The 18,543-nt window shown below is 67.3% G+C and carries 16 protein-coding genes; 5 read left to right on the top strand and 11 right to left on the bottom strand.

All coding sequences use genetic code 11. The features are described from left to right. Window positions 1-9: 9 nt before the first annotated feature. From ACFHNC_RS05145 to ACFHNC_RS05100, 10 genes are all read right to left on the bottom strand, one after another. Window positions 10-1,398, bottom strand: a complete 1,389-nt coding sequence (locus ACFHNC_RS05145; protein ID WP_437168149.1) for an FAD-dependent oxidoreductase — start codon at window positions 1,396-1,398, stop codon at window positions 10-12. Then, on the bottom strand, window positions 1,395-1,985 hold the full coding sequence (locus tag ACFHNC_RS05140; protein WP_437168148.1) for a cysteine hydrolase family protein: 591 nt from the start codon (window positions 1,983-1,985) through the stop codon (window positions 1,395-1,397). The genes ACFHNC_RS05145 and ACFHNC_RS05140 overlap by 4 nt, the downstream gene beginning before the upstream one ends. 4 nt (window positions 1,986-1,989) lie before the next feature. Beyond that, window positions 1,990-4,056, bottom strand: coding sequence for a hydantoinase/oxoprolinase family protein (locus tag ACFHNC_RS05135; protein WP_437168147.1), 2,067 nt, complete (start codon window positions 4,054-4,056; stop codon window positions 1,990-1,992). Beyond that, complete coding sequence (locus tag ACFHNC_RS05130; protein ID WP_437168146.1) at window positions 4,053-5,729, bottom strand: hydantoinase B/oxoprolinase family protein; 1,677 nt, start codon at window positions 5,727-5,729, stop codon at window positions 4,053-4,055. The genes ACFHNC_RS05135 and ACFHNC_RS05130 overlap by 4 nt, the downstream gene beginning before the upstream one ends. Then, window positions 5,726-7,117 (bottom strand): MmgE/PrpD family protein, encoded by a 1,392-nt coding sequence (locus tag ACFHNC_RS05125; RefSeq protein ID WP_437168145.1) that lies wholly within the window; start codon window positions 7,115-7,117, stop codon window positions 5,726-5,728. The genes ACFHNC_RS05130 and ACFHNC_RS05125 overlap by 4 nt, the downstream gene beginning before the upstream one ends. A 30-nt stretch (window positions 7,118-7,147) precedes the next feature. Beyond that, the gene (locus ACFHNC_RS05120) at window positions 7,148-7,849 is read right to left on the bottom strand and encodes an ABC transporter ATP-binding protein (protein ID WP_437168144.1); all 702 of its coding nucleotides are present in this window, start codon (window positions 7,847-7,849) and stop codon (window positions 7,148-7,150) included. Continuing rightward, complete coding sequence (locus ACFHNC_RS05115) at window positions 7,842-8,588, bottom strand: ABC transporter ATP-binding protein (protein WP_437168143.1); 747 nt, start codon at window positions 8,586-8,588, stop codon at window positions 7,842-7,844. The genes ACFHNC_RS05120 and ACFHNC_RS05115 overlap by 8 nt, the downstream gene beginning before the upstream one ends. Then, window positions 8,585-9,526, bottom strand: a complete 942-nt coding sequence (locus tag ACFHNC_RS05110; protein WP_437168142.1) for a branched-chain amino acid ABC transporter permease — start codon at window positions 9,524-9,526, stop codon at window positions 8,585-8,587. Before ACFHNC_RS05110 ends, ACFHNC_RS05115 begins: the two co-directional genes overlap by 4 nt. Then, the gene (locus ACFHNC_RS05105) at window positions 9,523-10,401 is read right to left on the bottom strand and encodes a branched-chain amino acid ABC transporter permease (protein WP_437168141.1); all 879 of its coding nucleotides are present in this window, start codon (window positions 10,399-10,401) and stop codon (window positions 9,523-9,525) included. The genes ACFHNC_RS05110 and ACFHNC_RS05105 overlap by 4 nt, the downstream gene beginning before the upstream one ends. Before the next feature lie 112 nt (window positions 10,402-10,513). Continuing rightward, window positions 10,514-11,728 (bottom strand): ABC transporter substrate-binding protein, encoded by a 1,215-nt coding sequence (locus ACFHNC_RS05100; RefSeq protein ID WP_437168140.1) that lies wholly within the window; start codon window positions 11,726-11,728, stop codon window positions 10,514-10,516. Between the two features lie 237 nt (window positions 11,729-11,965). Between ACFHNC_RS05100 and ACFHNC_RS05095 the strand changes: the two genes are divergently transcribed. The 5 genes from ACFHNC_RS05095 to ACFHNC_RS05075 all read left to right on the top strand — a co-directional run bounded on the left by ACFHNC_RS05095 (window position 11,966) and on the right by ACFHNC_RS05075 (window position 16,697). Beyond that, complete coding sequence (locus ACFHNC_RS05095) at window positions 11,966-12,157, top strand: hypothetical protein (RefSeq protein WP_437168139.1); 192 nt, start codon at window positions 11,966-11,968, stop codon at window positions 12,155-12,157. A 6-nt stretch (window positions 12,158-12,163) separates the two neighbouring features. Further along, window positions 12,164-13,060 (top strand): DMT family transporter, encoded by an 897-nt coding sequence (locus tag ACFHNC_RS05090; RefSeq protein ID WP_437168138.1) that lies wholly within the window; start codon window positions 12,164-12,166, stop codon window positions 13,058-13,060. A gap of 142 nt (window positions 13,061-13,202) precedes the next feature. Then, entirely contained in the window at window positions 13,203-14,222 is a 1,020-nt protein-coding gene (locus ACFHNC_RS05085) for an ABC transporter substrate-binding protein (RefSeq protein ID WP_437168137.1), read from the top strand. A 182-nt stretch (window positions 14,223-14,404) separates the two neighbouring features. Beyond that, window positions 14,405-15,895 carry an amidohydrolase family protein gene (locus tag ACFHNC_RS05080; RefSeq protein WP_437168136.1) on the top strand — a complete coding sequence of 497 codons (1,491 nt, stop codon included), beginning with the start codon at window positions 14,405-14,407 and terminating at the stop codon, window positions 15,893-15,895. 22 nt (window positions 15,896-15,917) lie between these two features. Next, the gene (locus ACFHNC_RS05075) at window positions 15,918-16,697 is read left to right on the top strand and encodes an SDR family NAD(P)-dependent oxidoreductase (protein ID WP_437168135.1); all 780 of its coding nucleotides are present in this window, start codon (window positions 15,918-15,920) and stop codon (window positions 16,695-16,697) included. A gap of 11 nt (window positions 16,698-16,708) precedes the next feature. Here the strand turns inward: ACFHNC_RS05075 and ACFHNC_RS05070 are convergent, their stop codons facing one another. Then, complete coding sequence (locus ACFHNC_RS05070) at window positions 16,709-18,466, bottom strand: glycosyltransferase 61 family protein (RefSeq protein ID WP_437168134.1); 1,758 nt, start codon at window positions 18,464-18,466, stop codon at window positions 16,709-16,711. Between the last annotated feature and the right edge of the window lie 77 nt (window positions 18,467-18,543).

Raw genomic sequence — 18,543 nt, 5'->3', positions numbered from 1 at the left:
TTCCGTCCCTCATGCGTGGGCGAGCCTCGCGGCCTGTTTCCCGGCGATGCGGCCGAGGGTGACGGCGGTGAGCAAGCCATTTCCCGAAAGGTAGCCCGAAGCGTCCGGCCCGGATACGCCGCACGCCGCACCACCCGCCGCGAACAGATTCGGCACGATCCCGCCACCCGCAAGACGCACCCGCGCCTGATCATCAACCACCATGCCGCCCTGGCTGTGGAACAGCGCTCCGGTGACGCGCACGGCGCAGTAGGGCGGCGAAAGCTGCGCAACACCGGTCCAGTTGCGACCAAACCCATCCGTGGCGCCGGCGTGCTTCAACGCCGCGACCGTCGCCATCTCGGATTCGAGCGGCAACTTCGTCATGCGGGCGAGATCCGCGATGCTGTCCGCCCGCAGCACGGCGCCCTGCGCCTCGGCCTGCCGGAAATCCTCGAATTGCCGGGTGATGGCGGCGATGCGTTCGTCGAAGATGCCCCAGGCGATGTGGCCAGGCTGGCCCATTACGGCGCGGCCGGCCTCGGAATAGCCGCTGGCCTCGTTCCAGAAGCGCGCGCCTTCCGCATTCACCTGGAAGCCGCCTTCCATGATGACGGCCCAGGACACCAGGATGCCTTGCGGATGGGCGACGGAGCCGTGGCCCTGGTGCCCCGTCATGTCGCGCAACTCAGCGCCCAGCGCCTCACCCCAGGCCAGCGCCTCGCCCTCATTGCCGGGGTGGCCGAAATAGACGGCCTGCGCCAGATCCGGGATGTAGCGCGCGACCAGCGCCTTGTTGCCGGCATAGCCGCAGCAGGCCAGCACGATGGCCCTGGCGCCGATGCGTTCCTGCGTGCCATCCGGCCGCTGCGCCACCAGACCACGGATCGCGCCGTGCTGGTCGAGCACCAGAGTGGTGACAAGCGCCTCCGTCAGCAGCGGCACCTCCGCCGCCTCCGCCGCCGCGCGCAACCGGTCGACCAGCTCCGCGCCACTGCGGCTGGGCAGGCCGTGCATGCGGCGATGGCTGTGGCCGGGATAATCAAAATCATGCACCACGCTGAAGTCGAGGCCATGCGCCTCCGCCAGCCATTCCAGCGTCGGCGCCGCTTCCCGCGCCACGGTGGTGACGGTGCCGGGCTCGGCCTCGCCATGCGCCTTGCGCTGGATGTCGGCGGCGAAGGTGGCGGCATCGTCCGCAATGCCATGCGCGCGCTGGAAGCGCGTGCCCGCGGCCGGGATCAGCCCGGCAGAGAGGGATGTGCTGCCGCGCGGCACCGCATCCCGCTCCAGCACCAGCGGCTCCACGCCCGCGCCGCGGCAGGCGAGCGCCGCGACCAGTCCCGCGGCGCCGGCACCAATGATGGCGACCGGCACCTCGGCATCGAAGACCGGGTCCTGTTCGCAGCTGATGCTCATTGCAGTTTTGCCAGTTCGGCGGCGACGGTGCTGATCTTGGCCACAGGCCGCAACGCCGCAATGGCCGTCTCATGCACTTCGCGGGAGAAGGCGGCGCAGGCATCCTCCAGCACCGTCACCTCGAATTCCCGCACATGCGCGCCGCGCACGGTCGAGGCAACGCCGCCATTGGTGACAATGCCGGCGACCAGCAGTTTGCGGATGCCCGCCTTGCGCAGCAGCCATTCCAGCCGCGTCTGGTAGAAGGCGTCGTAGCCCACCTTCTCCACCGGTAAATCCGACGGTGCCAGTTCGTCCACCACCGCATGGCCCCAACTGCCCTGCACGAAGTCGCCCTTCTTCAGGAAGGGCCGCAAGTGGCGCAGATGCGGGTCGATGAACGGCTCGCCGCCCTTGCCGGTGAACAGCGTGAAATGCGTGGAAGCGATCCAGCCACCCTTCGCCCGCACCGCATCCGCCAGCGGCTTCAACCGCGCCGGGATGGCCGCGATCTCCGCCGCGCCCTGCCCCGCCCGGCCATAGGCCCCATCGGGATGCAGAAAGTCATTCTGCAGATCGCACAGCAGCAGCGCGGTTTCGCTCAGCACGGCGTCACTCCCGCTCGATGATCAAATTGCCATAGGCATCGACGCGCGCGACCAGGTCCGGGTCCACCACCACCGTCGCATCCGGCTGCTCCAGGATGGCCGGGCCATGCACCAGCGCGCCCTCGGGCAGATCCAGCCGCGACCACACATTGGCCGCGTGCCAGGCTCCGTCGAACCACACCTGGCGCCCGCCGCGCGCCGCCCCCTCCACCGTCGCATCCCTGGGCGGCGCCAGCGCCTTCAGATCGAAATCCGGCCGCACGCCGATGGCCGCCGTGCGGAGCGAGACGATGCGGATGGGCAGGCCCGGCAGCAGCCGGCTGAAGGCGGTCTGATAGGCGGCCTCGAAGGCCATGCGGATGATGGCCTCGGAAACGCCGGTGGTGCCCTCGATCACATGCACCGGTAGCGGCACGCCCACCGTATGGGTCTGGCCGGCATAGTGCATGTCCAGCTCGAAGCGGATTTCCGTGCGCGTCACCGGCAGGCCGGCGCCATCCACCACGGCGCGCGCGGCGGTGGCTTCCTCCACCATCCGCGCATCCAGCGCCGCGGCATCGATGCCATCCAGCTTCAGGTTCAGCGTCCGCACCTGGTCGTGCCGAACATCAGCGATGACGCAACCGATGGCGCTGGTCACGCCCGGGAAGCGCGGCACCAGCGCGGCGCGCAGGCCGACTTCCTTGATCAGTGCGCCCACATGCAACGCGCCACCACCACCGAAGGGCAGCGCCACGAATTTCTGCGGGTCGTGCCCACGCTCGATGGAGACCAGACGGATGGCGCCCGCCATCCTCGCATTGGCGACCCGCACGATGGCTTCCGCCGCCTGCATCGCATCCAGCCCGAGCGGCCCACCCACATGCTCCGCAATCGCCGCCTTCGCGCCTTCCACATCCAGCCGCGTCAGCGCACCGCCGATCGGCTTGTCCGCATTGATGCGGCCCAGCACCACATTCGCATCGGTCAGCGTCGGCCGCGTATTGCCCTGCCCGTAGCAGACCGGCCCCGGCCGGCTGCCCGCCGATTCCGGCCCCACCTGCAACAACCCGCCACGATCGACATGCGCGATGGAGCCACCGCCGGCGCCGATGGTGGTGATCTCGATCATCGGGCTGCGGATCACCAGGCCGAAATCGATGGTCGCCTGCGCCGCCAACTCCATCCGCCCGCGGCTGACCAGCGAGACATCGAAGCTGGTACCGCCGAGGTCGCAGGTGATGGCGTTCTCGAACCCCGCCGCCTTGGCAATCGCCGCCGCCGCAATGACGCCCGCCGCCGGGCCGGACAGCGCCGTGCGTACCGGCACGCCGCGCGCCGTGGCGGTGGACATGATGCCGCCATTCGACTGCACGATATGGAAGCGCCCGCTGAACCCATCCTCGCCCAGCGCACGCTCCAGCTTGCCGAGATAATTGGCCACGGCCGGTTGCAGATAGGCATTCAGCGCCGTGGTGGAGGCGCGCTCGAACTCCCGGATCTCCGGCAGGATCTCCGACGAAACCGAGACATGCGCGTTCGGCCAGATCGCCCGTACCGTCATCGCCGCCGCGCGTTCGTTGCGCGGATTCGCGTAGGAATTGATGAAGACGATGGCGCAGGCTTCCGCGCCGCGCGCCAGCAATTCCCGCGCCGCCTTCTGCACATCCGCCGCATGCACCTGGGTGTGGATGGTGCCATCTGCCAGCACGCGTTCCGGCACCTCCACGCGCATGTCGCGCTCCGTCACCGGCACGAATTCGCCCCACAGGCCCCAGGTGTTGCGACGATCGCGGCGGCGCATTTCCAGCACGTCCCGGAAACCGGCCGTGGTGATGATGCCGAGCTTGCAGCCCTTGCGTTCCAGCAGCGCATTGGTGCCGACCGTGGTGCCATGCACGATCGCCTCGAACCCTGCAGGCCCGCCGAGCTTCCGCAGGCCCGCCAGGAAGCCCACCGCCTCATCGCCGCGGTTGGACGGCACCTTGGCGGTACGGAAGGTGCCGAGCGTCGGGTCGAACAGGAACAGGTCGGTAAAGGTGCCGCCGACATCGACACCGACGACCGGCCCGACCAGGGAATCGCCGCTCATGCCTCGTATCCGTATTCGCGCTTCGCCACATCCGCCGTCACGAAGCCCAGCCGCAGGTCGCGTGCCACGGCCTCCCTCGGCCGCTGCTTCGGGTCGCCCCAGCCGCCGCCGCCGGGGCTTTCCAGGCGCAGCCGCTGGCCGCGCTGCAGCTTCACACCAACGATCTTGCTGGCCATGGGCGGCGTCTGCCAGCCCTGCCCATCCTGCCAAGCGAAGCGGTTCAGCGCCCCCTGCCCACCGCCCGAGACTCCGAACGGCGCGTAGCGGCCGCGCTCACCGAGCAGCGCCACTTCCGTGGTGCCGGGCGACAGGGCCTCAATCTCATAGACCGCGCCGACGCCGCCGCGATGCAGGCCGACGCCGCCGCTATCGGGCCGCAGCGCCCATTGCGTGAACATCACCGGATAGGCGGCTTCCATGATCTCGGCTGGCGGGATGGTCGCGGTGGAGATCGGGTTGTTGGCGTGGTGCAGCCCATCCGTCTCCGGATTGCCGCCGAGCCCGCCACCGAAGAAGGAGAACATCACCCAGCGCGTGCCGTCCTGCTTCTGGCCCGACAGCGACAGCGCATTGATGGTACCGAAGGGCGCCGCCGTCGCCCGTTCCGGCACCGCCTTGCCGAGCGCACCGAAGATCACGCCGATCAGCCGCAGGATGGTCTCGGTGTAGCCCGCCACCGGCCGCGGCGGCCCGACGGCCAGCAGGGACGTGTCCGGGATCACGAAGTCGATCGGCCGCAGCACGCCCGCATTGGCTGGCACATCCGGGAAAGCGTGCTTCAGCGCGACATAGCAGGCGGCAACGCTGGTCGCGTAGCTGATGTTGATCGGGCCCAGGCAGGCGGCGGAGCTGCGCGAGAAATCCAACGTCATCCGCCCGCCCAGGATTTTCATATCCAGCGCAATGGTCAGCCGCTCATCCACCACGCCGTCATTGTCGAGGTAATCCTCGAAGGCGTAATGCCCATCCGGCAGCGCCTCGACCTCCGCCTGCATCAGCGCGGCGGCACGATCCGCCAGTGCGGTGAAGGCGGCGTCGACCACGGCATCGCCGGTATCGTCCAACAGTTCCAGCAGCCGCCGCTCGCCGAGATCCAGCGCATTGAGCTGGCCATTCAGATCGCCCCAATTGGACTGCGGCACGCGCGAATTCGCGCTCAGGATGTCCAGGATATCCTGCTGCATTACGCCGGCGCGAATGAGCTTCACCGGCGGAAAACGCACGCCTTCCTGGTGGCTTTCCGTCGCGCGCGGATTGTAGTTGCCGGGCACATTGCCGCCGATATCGAGCCAGTGCCCGACACTCGCGAGCCAGCAGAATAGCTTGCCTTCACGAAACACCGGCCGCACCAGCCGGAAGTCATTCAGATGGGTGCCGCCCTCATACGGATCGTTGAAGATGAAGGTATCGCCCGGCTCCAGCCCCGCGCCGGCCTGCACACGACGGATCACGGCCTGCACGGCAAAGGACATGGCGCCGACGAAGATCGGCAGGCCCTTGGTGCCCTGCACCAGCGTGGCGCCGGTCTCGGCCTGGTAAAGCCCGTGGCATGCGTCGCGCGCCTCCGCGATGATCGGGTTGAAGGCGCTGCGATACAGAGTCGCGTCCATCTCATCGGCGATCTGTTCCAGCCGGCCCTTCAGCACGGCCAGTGTGACGGCATCCAGACTCATGATTTCAGCAGTTCCACCAATGCGGAGGCCTCGGTATGCGGCCCCATGCCCATCACCGCGCCCTCGATCGCCGAGGCGCGGTCCCGGCCATAGACCGGGTCCGTCAACTCATGGAATTTCTCGCGCACCTCGGCCTCGGTGAAGGGGTCCTCGGTGTCGCCGCGGTTGGTCGTGACTTCTGCCACGTGCCGCGTGCCGTCCTGCATCACCAACGTGACCCGCGCCGGGCGCAGGCCCGGAAGCTGCGCCGTCATCGCCGCATCCTCATCCACCGTCACGCGGGAGGCGAGCGCCAGGATCTCCGGATTCTCGCGCGCCGGGCCACGGAAGGCCGGCACGGTGGCCGCGCCATGGACGATGAAGGTGGCGAGCGCGAAGGGAATGCTGAACTTCGCCGCCAGCATGTTCGGCGCCGCCTTGCTGTCGAGCTGCGCCGCCCAGACATAGGTCTCGACCGCGATGGAGGCGACCTGCGTCGGGTCCAGCTTGCCCGTGCTGGCCGTGATGCGCGCCAGCGCGTCCAGCGCGCCATGGGTGTAGCGGCAGGCGGCGTGGCGCTTGAAGTAGTTGCGCGCCACTTCCCAACGCGTGCCGAGTTCCCGCACCATCTCCTCCGGCTGGAAGTCGGTGGCGGAGACCTGGCCGAAGATGGTGGCGACGCCGTCGCGCTCCGCCTCGAACCCCGCCCGCGCCAAATCCCACACCGTCAGCCCCAGCATGTTGGACACGCCGGCATAGGTATTCCGCACCGTGCCGCCCTCCAGCATGTTGTTGCGGGAGGTCGCGAGGCCGAGGGAGGAGGCCATGTTGATCACGCCGCGAAATTCCGCCGCGCTGGCGCCATGCAGCTTGGCCACAGCCACGGCCGCGCCGAGCGTGCCCCAGGTACCGTGCGGATGCATCGCGACATTCAGCTTGCTGGCGATACCAACGCGCGCGCCCATCTCGTAGCCCAGCGCCAGCGCCATCAGCAAGCCGGCGCCATCGCCGCGCGGCGCGGCCAGCAGCGCCGGCACCACATGGATGGCCGGATGGCCGCGCGCATACTGGTTGCCCTCATCCAGCTCCAGCATGGTGCCGGAGGTGCCGTTGAGGAACGCCGCCGTGCCGGGCCGCGCGCCGCCGCCAACGCCGATGACGGGCGCATCGCCACCACCCTCACGCCAGATCATGCGCGCGGCGAGCGCCTGCACCTCACCTTCCTGAGCGCCTGCGGCGATGGCGCCGATGCAGTCCAGCAGCGCCAACCGCGTGCGCTGCGCCACCTCCGCCGGCAGATCCGCGAAGCGCGCGCGCGCCGCGAAGGCGGCCCATTCGCCGAGCCAGGAGGAGGGCGCCGCGGCAAGCAGCGCGGAGGCGGGTTTCACGCCCGGCGTCACGATGGCCATGATGGTTTTTCCTTCCCTACAAGTCTGGCCCTACAAGCCGAGATAGGCGCGTTTCAATTCCGGATTCTCCCGCACCTCGGCGGCGGGCCCGGACAATGCGAAGCTGCCGTGTTCCAGCACATAGGCGCGGTCCGCCAGGTCCAGCGACTGCGCGACATTCTGTTCGACCAGCATGATCGCGAGCCCCTCGCCATGCAGCCGGCGGATCAGCGCGAACATCTCCTCCACCAGCAGCGGCGACAGGCCGAGCGAGGGTTCGTCCAGGATCAGCAGGCGGGGTTCCGCCATCATGCCGCGGCCGATGGCGAGCATCTGCTGCTCGCCACCCGAAAGCGTGCCCGCCGCCTGCGCCACACGTTCGCGCAGTCGCGGGAAGGTGGCGAACACCTTCTCCAGATTTGTCGCGCGGTTCGCCTTGGCGCGGCGGTAGGAGCCCAGTTCCAGGTTTTCCCGCACGTTCAGATTCGGAAAAATCTTGCGGCCTTCCGGCACCTGGATCAGCCCGCGCGCCATCACCTGTGCCGGCGACAGGCCGGTGATGCGTTCGCCGCCGAAGCGCACCTCCCCGCTCCGCGGCTTCACCAGCCCGCTGATCACCATGTTCAGCGTGGTCTTGCCGGCACCGTTGGAGCCGAGCACGGCGACGATCTCGCCCGCCCCGACGTCGAGCGAAACGCCTTCCAGCACCCGCGTCAGCCCATAGCCCGCGACCAGGTCCCGCACCTCAAGCATGCGCGCCCCCTGACAGCCTGGTTGCCGCGCCATGGCCGAGATAGGCCTCCACCACAGCGGGCGTCGCCACCACCTCCGCCGGCGTCCCGCTGGCGATGATGCGGCCCTGGGCCAGCACATGCACGGATTCACACAGGTTCATCACCGCCTGCATGACGTGTTCGATCATCAGCACGGTCACGCCGGAATCGCGGATGGCGCGCACCACCGGCACGATGTCCCGCACCTCGCTCGGGTTCAGCCCGGCCAACACCTCATCCAGCAGCAGCAGTTTTGGCTGAGTCGCCAGCGCCTTGCCGAGTTCGACGCGCTTGCGGCCGGAGACGGTGAGCGCGGCGGCGGGCTTGTCGAGTTCCGCCGTCAGCCCGACCTGCTCCGCCACCTGTTCGGCAAGCGCGATCGCATCCGCGCGGCGCCTGTGGCGCAGGAAGGCGCCGACGGCGATGTTCTCGCGCACCGACAGACCGGCGAAGGGCTGCACGATCTGGAAGGTGCGGGACAGGCCCTCGGCGGCCAGGACATGCGGCGGCCGTGCAGTGATCTCCGCCCCGCGCCACAGCACATGGCCGCTGGTCGGCTTCTGGAAGCCGGAGACGATGGCGAACAGCGTGGTCTTGCCCGCGCCATTCGGCCCGATCAGCCCGGTGATGCTGCCCTCCGCCACCTCGAAGCTGGCATCGGACACGGCCATCAGCCCGCCGAAGCGCATCGAGACATTTCTGATTTCAAGGAAACTCATCGCCGCCCCCGCAGCCAGGCGAGCAGGTTGCGCGGCGGGAAGCGCACCACCAGAATCAGCAGAATGCCGAAGATCACCAGGTCGATGCCCGGAATGCGCCCCACCATCATGCGGGTGACCTCTGCCAGCGTGTGCAGGATGACCGCGCCGATCACCGGGCCGAAGACGGTACCGGCCCCGCCGATGATGGGCGCGAGCAGCGCTTCCACCGAAATCCAGGTGCCATAGGCGATGGTGCTGTCGAGATAGAGGAAGTACTGCGCATACAGCCCGCCCGCCGCGCCGGTCATGGCGGCCGACAGCGTGATGGCAGAGAGCTTCACCCGCAGCGCGTCCACGCCCACCGCTCGCGCCGCATCCTCATTCTCCCGCACCGCGACCAACTGCGCGCCGAGGCGGGAGCGTTCCAGCGCCCGGGTCATCAGCAGCGCCAGCACCACCAGCGCCAGCGCCACCAGATAGAACCAGCCGCGCGATTCGAACTGAAAATTGGCTGCCCGCTGGTCCAGCGGAATCAACAACCCGGCCGCGCCACCGGTGAACGGCACGGCATTGGACAGCACGCGAAACACCTCGGCGAAGGCCAGCGTGACCAGCGCGAAATAGCTGCCGCGCAGGCCGGATCGGAAGGACAGGAAGCCGATCACCCAGCCCACCACCGCCGCCAGCGCAATCCCAGCCAGGAAGGTGACGTAGGGGTTCACGCCGTAGCGCACCTGCAACACCGCCGCCGTATAGGCCCCCGTGCCGAAGAACGCCGCATGGCCGAAGGAATACTGGCCGCCAAAACCGCCAAGGATGTTCCAGCCCTGCGCCGCCAGGCAGATGATCAGCGTGAAGATCGCAAAATTCAGTAATGTGCCGGCGGTGACGAAAACCGGCAGCAGCGCCGCCACCGCGCCGAACAGCAGAATCGGCCAGATATCCCGCGCCGTCATGCCTTCGCCCCGAACAGGCCGGTCGGCTTGAACAGCAGCACCAGGATGAAGATCACGAAGATGCCGAGTTGCCCCAGGCTGTCGCCGAGATAGAGCCCCGACAGGCTCTCCACCACGCCAATCACCAGCCCGCCCAGCAACGCGCCGGGCACGCTGCCCATGCCGCCGAGCACAACGATGGTGAAGGCCACCAGCACGAAGGCATTGCCCACGCGCGGATTCACATAGAACGAAGGCAGCAGCAGGCAGGCCGCCACCGCCAGGCAGGCCGTGCCGATGCCGAAGGTCACCGCATAGACATGGCGCACATCGATGCCGACCAGTGCCGCGCCGGTGCGTTCCTTCGCCACGGCACGGATCGCCCGCCCGGTATCCGTCATCCGCAGCAGCACGAACAGCACCGCTGCCACCACGAAGGCCACGCCGAAGCCGACCACGCGCGGGAAGGACAGCAGCATCGGCCCGAGCTCCACCACCTCCATCGCGTAATCTACCTGCACGGACAGCGTGTCGGACCGGAAGATCGCCAGCATGGCGTTCTCCAGCAGGATGGACAGGCCGAGCGTCACCAGCAGGATGTTGGAATCCTCCCCCCGGCTCGCCGGCCCGATCACCAACCGCTGCACGCCGTAGCCGAGCACGAAGAAAATCGGCACCAGCGGCAGGATGGCGACGTAGGGGTCCAGCCCGAAGGCGGCCCAGGCCACCCAGGCGGCATACATCGCCAGCGTCAGCAAGGCGCCATGCGCGAAGTTGATGATGTGCAGCACGCCATAGACCAGCGTCAGGCCGAGCGCGACCAGCCCATAGACGGCACCGGTGAGGAGGCCGTTCGCCACGGCCTCCATCACGATCTCAGGTGGAAAATTCCTCATGCGGCGCGTCTACCTCAGGCGCGCCGAGCGGCCGAATGGCCGCCGCCGCGCGTGCGGCGAAGCCAAGGCGGCCGCACGGCCGACGCCCGGCGTGTGAGGGTCATGGAAAACCTCAGGCCGGCCAGGGGAAAACAGCCTGGGCGTTGGCGAAATCCGTCGGGAAGATCAACTTGATGTCGTTGTCCTGCACCTGCGTGTTCACCGCCTGCCCCGCCTGATTCTGCCCGTTGACGAAGCGCGTCGGGCCATAGGGCATGATGTGGCGGGTGAAGTTGCCGTCGGTCGCCGCCAGCGCCTCGATGACCTTGGCGCGGTCCGCGGCTCCGGCACGCTCCAGCGCATCGGCCACCAGCATCACCGCCGAATAGTTCAGTGGCGTGTTGTACAGCCAGAAGCGGCCCTGCGCCTCCACCGTCCGGCGCAGCTCCGCCGTCTTCGGCTTGCGCGGGTCGGCCCAATGGTTGACGTCCATCACCAGGTTGGCGGCCTCCGGGAACTCACGCAGAAAGCGGTAGTTGGATGCCGCGCCGTTCAGCACGCAGTAGATGCCCTTCGGCCGGATGCGGCGCTGCTGCAGGGTGCGGCTCAGCAGCACGAATTCGGCGTAGTAGCTGGACGGGATGATCAGGTCCGGGTTCAGCGCGCGAATGCGGAGCGCGATATTGGACATGTCGCGCGCAGGCGTCGGGTGGCTGATCGTCTCCAGCACCTCGAAGCCGCGCTTCGGCAGTTCCGCGCCCATCAGGCGGGCCATGCCGGAGCCGAACAGCCCATCCTCATGTACCACGACCACGGTCTTGGCGGGCTTGCCGGCGGCATCGTTCAGCTTCACCAAATTGTCCAGCGCCGCGGCAGTGATGCTGCCGAAGCCCGGGGAGAACCGGAAGGTGTTCTTCAGCCCACGGCTGACGATGGCATCCGAGACGCCGACATCCGCCACATAGGGCAGGTCGTAGCGCGATGCGGCCTGGGAGGAAGCGAGGCAGATCGGGCTGGCGAAGCCGCCGACCACGGCCACCACACCCTCCCCGTTCATGCGCTCGACCTCCGCCGTGCCGCCCTCGGGCGAGGAGCGGGCATCGCCGAACACCGTCTGGATCTGTGCGCCGCCGAGCGCCTTGATGCCGCCGGTGGCATTGATCTCGGCAATGGCGAGTTCGGCGCCGAGGCGGCCATATTCGCCGTCCTGCGCCAGGGCGCCGGTGACGGGCTGGAGGATGCCGAGCTTGATGGCGGCGGGCTGGGCGCGCAGCAGGCCCGGGGCCGCCAGGGCGCCGGCGGCCCCCAGCAGCACGGCGCGGCGAGAGGGCTGGAATGCGTTCGGCATCGTTCTTGGTTCCCTGTTTGTGGTCCCTGCGGCGCGCAGCCGCCTGCGGTCGATATCTGCGCCGGCGCGCCCTTTTGGGCAAGCTGTCTAGGCGGCGGCACGGCGCCGGAGCCAGCCGAAGCTGCCGGGTTCCGAGGCAGGCTGTTGCACAAAGCGGCGGCTTCTGCCGCGCGTTGACGCCCGCCGCGCCTGCCCGTAACCCCAAGGGATCGACAACAGCCCGGGAAGGTCACGCCGATGCGCTCGCATGAGGGCCAGTTCTCCGACAACCGCCCGATCCGCCGGTCCCCCTTGGAAAAGCGCCGCCTGCTGGCGGAGCTGAAGGAGACCCTGGCCGGGATCAAGCCGCATAATTCGCCCACCCTGCGGACCACCCTGCTCGCCCGGATCAAGGAGCTTGAGGCGGAGCTGGCGCCAGAACGCAAGTAATCCCCCATGCCGGACGCGGCGCCCCCATCCCCGGTGGAGGGGCGCCGAGTCCTGGTCGGCATGGGCCTGATGGTGGGCTGCTGCCTGCTTTTCGCCGTGATGAATGCCTGCTTCCGCGCCGCGATGCAGGAAGGCCTTCCGGTGCCGCTGGTGCCCTTCGCCCGAGGCGTCTTCACCACCCTGGTCATGCTGCCCTGGCTGCTGCGGCACGGCACCGCCGCGCTGGCCACCCGCCGCCCCGGCGCGCACATCGCCCGCTGCGCCACCGGCTCGGCCAGCTTCATGCTCTCGATGTTCGCGCTGCTGTTGCTGCCGCTGGCCGATGCGGTGGCGATCCTGCACGCCAAGCCGCTCTGGGCGTTGCCGCTGGCCTTTCTGCTGTTGGGGGAGAAAGTGGGCTGGGACCGGGCGATCGCGGCCGCGGTGGGGTTTGCCGGCGTGCTGGTGATCGTCGGCCCGGCCGGCGGGCTGGCGGAGGCGCCGACGCTGGGGCTGATGGCGGCGCTGGCCGGCGGGGCCTGCGGGGCGGGCGTGCTGGTGGCGGTGAAGGCACTGTCTTCCACCGAGCCGCCAGCGCGCGTCGTCGCCTGGTATGCGATATGCTCCGTACTGATCTGGGGGCCGGTTTCCTCCTTCGTCTGGCAGACCCCGACCACGGCCGCCGTGCTGCTGCTGATCGCGGGGTCGGCCTGCGCCATGGCGGGGGATTTCCTGGCCTCCTGGTCCGCACGACGGACCCCGGTGGGGCTGCTGGCGCCCATTGAATATGTGCAGATTCCGGCGGCGGCGATGATCGGCCTGGCGGCCTTCGGCGAGGCACCGGGCTGGAGCCTGCTCTGGGGCACGCTCATCATGGTGGGCGCCACGCTATATCTGGCGCAGCGTGGGCGTTCGGGGCGCTGATCGGCCCAAAAGGTGGCCCAAGAAACAGGCAGGTGCCCAGGGCTGCGGCAGCGGCTCGCCGGCAATGCCCCATCCGATGCCTTCGAGCCGGTGACAGACGACAATTCCAGGTTATGGTGCGCCGACCGAGGAGGATCCGAACATGCTGAACCGTCGCACCCTGATGGCCGCCGGCGCCGGCGCCGCGCTTGCCCTGCCCGCCATTCGCACCGCCCACGCACAGACCGCCCTGCGCTTCACGCTCGACTGGGCGCTGCAGGGCAATCACGGCATGTGGGCGCTGGCCCAGGATCGTGGCCTGTTCGAGCGCGCGCAGCTTGCCGTGCGGATGGACCGCGGCTTTGGCTCCGGCGATGCGTTGGTGAAGGTGGGCTCCGGTGCCTACGACATCGGCTTCGCGGATTTTTCCGGCGCGGTGAAGTTCAACGCGGAGAACCCGAACAGCCGGCTGGTCATGCTATACCCGGTGTTCGACCGCACCGCCGCCGCCATCGTCACCATGAAGGGCCGCGGCATCGAAAAGCCGCAGGATGTGGCGGGCAAGAGCCTCGGCGCGCCGGAGGGTGAAGGGTCTCGCCTGCTGTTCCCGGCCTTCGCCAAGGTTGCCGGCATCGATGCCAGCCGCGTGCGCTGGACCTCCATGGCCGCCAATCTGCGCGACACCATGCTGCGCACCGGCCAGGTGGATGCGGTGACGGGCTTCCTGTTCACGGTGCATTTCAACCTGGTGGGCCTCGGTATCCCGGAGGACAACATCCTGTCCTGGCCCTATGCCGAGAACGGCCTGGACCTGTACGGCTCCGGCGTCTTTGTCCGCGCCGAATGGTTGGAGCGGAACCAGGATGTCGCGGCGCGCTTCGTGAAGGCCTCGATCGACGGGCTGAAGCTGCTGCTGAACGATGTCCCCGCCGGCATGGCCGCGCTGAAGCGGCGCGAGGCACTGTTCGACGAGGCGCTGGAATCCCGCCGCTTCGCGATGACGCGCGACCGCTCCATCATCACGCCGAACAGCCGCGCCGGCGGCATGGGCCACCTGGACATGGCTCGCGCCCAGCAGCTGGTGCAGGTGAATGCGGAGGCGCTCGGCGTCGCCAACCCGCCCTCCGCGGAGAGCATGTTCACCGACCGCTACCTGCCGCCGAAGTCCGAGCGGATGTTTTGAAGCATTTTCGGCGCCCTCGGTCGCGCCGCAGGCACGCCGAGGGCGTGACGGGCGCCGGCATCCGCCGGCCTGGCATCATCACGCCGAAGGCGCGCCCTTGGCGCGACGCATAAGCGGCGGCAACCTCTAGGCCGCTCGGCCGGCGCGACGTGCACCGGCCGCCTACTGGGGAGGCTCCGGCCATGTCCAAAATCCTTCTGACCGGCGCCCGGGTTCTGGCGCCGGATGCGCTGTCCACCAGCTTTCAGGAGGTGTTGGTGGAGGGCGGCAGGATCGCCGCGCTGCTGCCGCCCGGCAGCAAGGTGGAGTCCGCGCAGACCTTCGACGCTCGCCACCGGCTGATCATCCCCGGCCTGGTGAACGGCCACACCCATGGCCATGGCGGGCTTGCCAAGGGCTCGGGTGACAAATGGGATTTGGCGCTGCTGCTGGCCCATGCGCCCTGGGTCACCGGCGGGCGGCTGCTGCAGGACAAGTACCTGTCCTCCGCGCTGAACGCCGTGGAGAACCTGAAGAAGGGCTGCACCGCGGTCTATGACCTGCCCTCTGAAATCCCGCTTCCTACGGCGGAGGGGCTGGATGCGATGGCGGAGGCCTATGCGGCAGTAGGGTTGCGCGCCGTGCTGGCGCCGATGCTGGGCGACCTCACCTTCTTCCAGGCGACGCCGGGCCTGATCGACAGCCTGCCGGAGCCGTTCCGCAGCAAGGTCGCGGCGATGTCCGCCGCCCCGGCTTCCGAGACGCTGGGCGCCATGGGCAGCATCGCCCGCGGCTGGTCGCATGGCGGCCGGAATATCCGCTTCGGCGTGGCGCCGACCATTCCGCTGCATGGCACGGATGATTTCCTCAAGGCCTGCCGGGCCCTGGCCGCGGAGCATGGCCTGCCGATGCAGAGCCATGTGGCCGAGTCCCGCTACCAGTCGGCGGGCGGCGAAATCCGCTATGAGGGCGCGACGCTGCTGGGCCACATGGACAAGCTCGGCCTGGTCGGCCCCTGGTTCAGCGTGGCGCATGGCGTCTGGCTCACCGATGAGGATTTGGCGCTGCTGGCCGAACGCGGCGCCGGCATCTCGCATAATCCGGGCGCCAATATGCGTCTGGCATCCGGCATCGCACCGGTGCGGAAGGCGATTGCGGCCGGCGTCACCGTCGGCATCGGCACGGATGGATCCTCATCCTCCGACAACCAGAACATGTTCGAGGCCATGCGCCTGGCCGCCTTCGCCTCCCGCCTCTGGGAGGGCGCGGAGGATGACGACTGGCTCGGCACGGCGGAGACGGTGCGGCTGGCGACCCAAGGCTCCTCCAGCCTGCTGGGGCTGGAGGGCGGCACCATCGAGGCCGGGCGCAATGCGGACCTCGTGCTGCTGGATTTGGACCATGTGAACTGGGCGCCGCTGAACGATGCGGCGAACCAGATGGTCTGGACCGAGGATGGCAGCGCCGTGGTCGATGTGATGATCGCCGGCGCATGGAAGCTGCGCGACCGCCGCGTGCTCGGCATCGATGAGGCGAAACTGGCGCGGGAGGCGAATGCCGCCGCCGAACGCCTGCGCGGCGTCAACACCGAGGCGCGCGCCTGGTGCGCGGCGGTGGCGCCGCATGTCGCCTGCCACTGCCGGGCGATGGCGAAGGGCTGGACCCGGTCGCGCCGTTTGCTTAGGGCTGACTGAGCCTGAGCAACGGAGAGCGGGTATGCTGTTGAAGGATCGCGTCGCGGTGGTCACCGGCCCGGCCAAGGGCATGGGCGCGGCCTGCACCCTGCTGCTGGCCGAACAGGGCGCCGATTTGGTCCTGGCCGGTCGCGACATCGCGGCGATCGAGCCGGTGGCCGCGCAGGTTCGGGCCATGGGGCGCCGGGCGGAGATCATCGCCTGCGACCTGATGGAGGCGGCGAGCGTCGATGCCATGGCGAAGGCAGCCCTGGCCGCCTTCGGCCGCTGCGATATTCTCGTCAACATCGCCGGCGGCCGCGGCCCGATGGGGAAGACCTTTTGGGAAACGACGCCCGAGGAATTCGACGAGATCCTGCGGCTGAACGTCACCGGCTGCTTCCTGACCATGCGCGCCTTCGCGCCCGGGATGATCGCGGCGAACTATGGCAAGATCGTCAATGTCGGCGGCACCTTCGGCCTGCGCGGCCGGGCCGGGCGCGCGGCCTATTCCGCCAGCAAATGGGGGCTGCGCGGCATCACCAAATCCGCGGCGCTGGAGCTCGGGCCGCACAACATCAACGTCAATTGCTGCTGCCCCGGCATGGTCGAGGGCCCACGCTTCGAGGAAGTGCGCGCCACCATGGCGCAGAAGGAAGGCATCAGCATCGAGCAGGCGCGGGCGAAGCACGCCGGCGAATATGCGCTGCGGCGTATCAGCACGGACCAGGACGTGGCCAATGCAGTGCTGTTCCTGGCGTCGGACCTCTCACGCCAGACCACCGGGCAGGATCTGGCAGTGGATGGCGGCTGGGTGATCTGAGCGGGCGCTCGCTAGCCCGGCCCCACAAATTCCTTCAGCAGTTCGCTGAATGCTGCGCAGTCTATATTGAAATCCGACTGCATCCCGAGCGCGGGGTTAGCCGCCTTACCATGCAGAGACCAATAAGTACCTTGCTTGTTACAAATAATGTCCCAGAAAAAATCATCAATCATAAATTCAGTGGATAGGGCTAACAGACGCACACCTGGCCTGGAGAAAACAAGGTTCGTCAGCGCGGCACCAAGATTACCGATAACAAGCCGCGCATCGTGAAACAGCATCATCTGATCGGTGACTGGCATGTGTTCCGGATACACGACACGGAACCCATGACTCTCGACCAGCGGAATCAGCTGATCCTCATTAAGCAGCCTTCGACGGCCAGTGCGATTCCGGGAGACATAGATGCGCTCGGAGGTCTCGTGGTTCACGGGCATTTCAGCAGTAACGATATAGGCTATTTCCTCAAGCACCCTGATTGCGTAGGGGGCTTTGACCCAGGGTTGCCGAGTTAGCGGCGCAGGATAAATGAGGGAAGGTACCTGCAACGCCCGGTTGTCTACGAATAGAACCTGCTCAGGGCGCACACCGAACCAAGCCAAGCTGTCAAGGCAGACCTGCCGCATCGCAGGTTCATTCGGCTCCCTCAGAATGTAAAGACATTTCGTGGTGTCGGTAATTTCCCGCGCCAGGGCCAAGCGGGGCAGACTCTCGACAAGCCAATGTCCGAAATTTCCATCCCATCGCTGCTTCAGCAGCACATAGTCCCGCCCGCTGGAGAGGCGGCGCGGATCCGGGTATATTTCATGCACAGCAAGCCGCGCTCCGGCCGAAACGCGATACAGCCCCGCGAAACGCGTTGCGCCGCGCTGATTAATTAGGCTTTCCTCCACGATGGATCCCGTCGACGTTACGACGACACCGTCCCCAAGGATCATAGCATCTTCGATACGCGCCACGCGTGAAGCCGGCGCCTCGACCTCCCCCTTTGCAGCTTCGGCCATGGCCGGTGCAGCGATCCGATCCGCAGCGCCTATAATCCGTGGCGGAATTCGTTGATAACGTCGAGGATGGTCGAACACTTTGGTTTCTGGCACAGCTGCGACCATTGGCACCAGCCTTAGCTTCGTTTCGCCCTGCTTCGAGAATTTTTCCGAATTCTTTCGGATAATAATGAGGCCTTTCCGGAACAGCACGAACTCCGCAGTCGATCGAAAATATGCCTCGAACGAGTCCGCTGTTTCTGCCGCAAGCTTGGGCCCGGCGGTCAGTCCAGAGACTAGTCCGTGGAGATAATCGAAGGCGGATCGCGTGGCGCCACGGGCATAGGTCGTAAAGTTTGCCTTACCAAAGCTCGTTTGCAGGTCCTCAATTATGTAGAATCCGCCCGGCCGAACGACAGGAAATAAATGTTTCAAGCATAAAATTTGATGATCCCAGAAATGCGAGCCATCATCGATAACAACACTCGGGTCGTAGCGTTCAGCCAGATCCGATAGAAAGGCAGGGTCGTCATAGGCACCGGTCTCAATGATTGCGCGCGGGCCAGAAAACGCCCGACAGGCGGCGTTTGGATCTGCACCGATTATTTTCGCAAGTGGAAAAAAATCCAGCCATGTCCGCAGTGACGCGCCACCGCCGACACCGAATTCCAAAATTTGCACTTCATTTTTCCTGAAATCCTCCAGGAAATATTCGTAGATATCCAGATAACCGTGAATCAGGGAAGATTTGTCGCTGTGATGCCGAATTCCGATTTTATCCAGCATCACTTATCGACCTCAAAAAGCCCGAAATATTCGGAGGAATCGCATCGTATGAATATAACTTTGCCTGCCACCGTAGC

The sequence above is a fragment of the Falsiroseomonas sp. E2-1-a4 genome (assembly GCF_051433165.1).
Lineage (GTDB): Bacteria > Pseudomonadota > Alphaproteobacteria > Acetobacterales > Acetobacteraceae > Falsiroseomonas.
The sequence above is the reverse complement of the archived record's forward strand: the minus strand, read 5'-3'. Positions and strand labels throughout refer to the sequence as shown.

Bases quoted from the DNA above. Each gene is read 5' to 3' on its own strand.
- ACFHNC_RS05145 (WP_437168149.1), bottom strand. From the start codon at position 1,398: ATGAGCATCAGCTGCGAACAGGACCCGGTCTTCGATGCCGAGGTGCCG.
- ACFHNC_RS05135 (WP_437168147.1), bottom strand. From the start codon at position 4,056: ATGAGCGGCGATTCCCTGGTCGGGCCGGTCGTCGGTGTCGATGTCGGC.
- ACFHNC_RS05130 (WP_437168146.1), bottom strand. From the start codon at position 5,729: ATGAGTCTGGATGCCGTCACACTGGCCGTGCTGAAGGGCCGGCTGGAA.
- ACFHNC_RS05125 (WP_437168145.1), bottom strand. From the start codon at position 7,117: ATGGCCATCGTGACGCCGGGCGTGAAACCCGCCTCCGCGCTGCTTGCC.
- ACFHNC_RS05120 (WP_437168144.1), bottom strand. From the start codon at position 7,849: ATGCTTGAGGTGCGGGACCTGGTCGCGGGCTATGGGCTGACGCGGGTG.
- ACFHNC_RS05115 (WP_437168143.1), bottom strand. From the start codon at position 8,588: ATGAGTTTCCTTGAAATCAGAAATGTCTCGATGCGCTTCGGCGGGCTG.
- ACFHNC_RS05110 (WP_437168142.1), bottom strand. From the start codon at position 9,526: ATGACGGCGCGGGATATCTGGCCGATTCTGCTGTTCGGCGCGGTGGCG.
- ACFHNC_RS05105 (WP_437168141.1), bottom strand. From the start codon at position 10,401: ATGAGGAATTTTCCACCTGAGATCGTGATGGAGGCCGTGGCGAACGGC.
- ACFHNC_RS05100 (WP_437168140.1), bottom strand. From the start codon at position 11,728: ATGCCGAACGCATTCCAGCCCTCTCGCCGCGCCGTGCTGCTGGGGGCC.
- ACFHNC_RS05095 (WP_437168139.1), top strand. From the start codon at position 11,966: ATGCGCTCGCATGAGGGCCAGTTCTCCGACAACCGCCCGATCCGCCGG.
- ACFHNC_RS05090 (WP_437168138.1), top strand. From the start codon at position 12,164: ATGCCGGACGCGGCGCCCCCATCCCCGGTGGAGGGGCGCCGAGTCCTG.
- ACFHNC_RS05085 (WP_437168137.1), top strand. From the start codon at position 13,203: ATGCTGAACCGTCGCACCCTGATGGCCGCCGGCGCCGGCGCCGCGCTT.
- ACFHNC_RS05080 (WP_437168136.1), top strand. From the start codon at position 14,405: ATGTCCAAAATCCTTCTGACCGGCGCCCGGGTTCTGGCGCCGGATGCG.
- ACFHNC_RS05075 (WP_437168135.1), top strand. From the start codon at position 15,918: ATGCTGTTGAAGGATCGCGTCGCGGTGGTCACCGGCCCGGCCAAGGGC.
- ACFHNC_RS05070 (WP_437168134.1), bottom strand. From the start codon at position 18,466: ATGCTGGATAAAATCGGAATTCGGCATCACAGCGACAAATCTTCCCTG.